This is a genomic window from Acrocarpospora phusangensis (assembly GCF_016862995.1).
GTDB classification, from domain to species: domain Bacteria; phylum Actinomycetota; class Actinomycetes; order Streptosporangiales; family Streptosporangiaceae; genus Acrocarpospora; species Acrocarpospora phusangensis.
In genome coordinates this window covers 1-1134 of the sequence record NZ_BOOA01000205.1, presented here as the reverse complement: position 1 = coordinate 1134, position 1134 = coordinate 1, and the positions used below count along the sequence as shown (strand labels likewise).

Genomic DNA, 1134 nt, shown 5'->3' with positions numbered 1-1134 from the left:
GGATGTTTGATTCGCATTCACGTGGCTATGCGTCGTTTCCGCTGACCAGGGCAGGCCACAGAGAATGTTCACGGTGGTGCTCAAATACCCGTGAGAGGCTGACGGGAGGGATGCGACTGGCTTTTGCCTGTTTGATCCTGTCTGGACCCGCGATGCCCTCCGGCGTCACCTCTGTCGGCTGACTATCGGGAGCAGTTCGCCAGTGTGACCCCTGTGGGAATGTGCCCGGACCATCGACCAGCGATACGCCCTGCACATGAGCGAACACCAAAAGTATCCCAGCGACCTATCCGACGCCCGCTGGCAACTCGTCGAACCCGTCCTGGCCACCTGGCGCGAGCGGCGCCTGGCCACCGCCCTGGGCATCGGCCGCAGACCCACCCACGACCTGCGCGCCGTCCTGAACGCGATCCTCTACGTCGACAGGACCGGCATCCCCTGGCGCTACCTGCCTCGCGACTACCCGCCCTGGGCCACCGTCTACTGGTACTTCGCCGCCTGGCGCGACGACGACGTCTTCACCCAGCTGGGCGGCCTGCTGCGTCGCCTGGTCCGCACCGCGGAAGGCCGCCACCCCGACCCCTCCGCCTGCGTCATCGACGCTCAGAGCGTCAAGACCTCCACCGACGTCCCCGCCGGCAGCCAGGGCGCAGACGCCGCCAAGAAGATCGTCGGCCGAAAACGCCACATCGTCACCGACACCCTCGGTCTGCTGCTCGCGGTCCTGGTCACCGCCGCCAGCGTGCAGGACTCCATCGCCGGCACCACCCTCATCGACCGCATCGCCATCGGGCACCCAACCATCTCCACGGCCTGGGCCGACGGAGGTTACCGCCACCACCTCGTCGAACACGCCGCCACCGTCGGCATCAACCTGCAAATCGTCCAACGCCCGCCCGCGACCAGAGGATTCACGCCGCTGCCCCGACGCTGGACCATCGAACGCACCTTCGGCTGGCTGATGTTCCACCGCCGTCTGGCCCGCGACTACGAAACCCTGCCCGCCAGCTCGGAGGCCATGATCCACCTGGCGATGATCGACAACATGTCCCGTCGCCTGACCGGCGAAAGCACTCCAACCTGGCGAAACGCATGAACCGCATAAGCCGGAACTCGCAGGATTAAACAACCTCT

At 66.0% G+C, this 1134-nt stretch carries 1 protein-coding gene; it reads left to right on the top strand.

Annotated features, from left to right (window positions below):
* Positions 1-256: 256 nt before the first annotated feature.
* Positions 257-1096, top strand: coding sequence for an IS5 family transposase (locus tag Aph01nite_RS40935; protein ID WP_204046482.1), 840 nt, complete (start codon positions 257-259; stop codon positions 1094-1096).
* Positions 1097-1134 lie beyond the last annotated feature (38 nt).

Coding starts and splice junctions, on each gene's coding strand:
- Aph01nite_RS40935 (WP_204046482.1), top strand. CDS start 257: ATGAGCGAACACCAAAAGTATCCCAGCGACCTATCCGACGCCCGCTGG.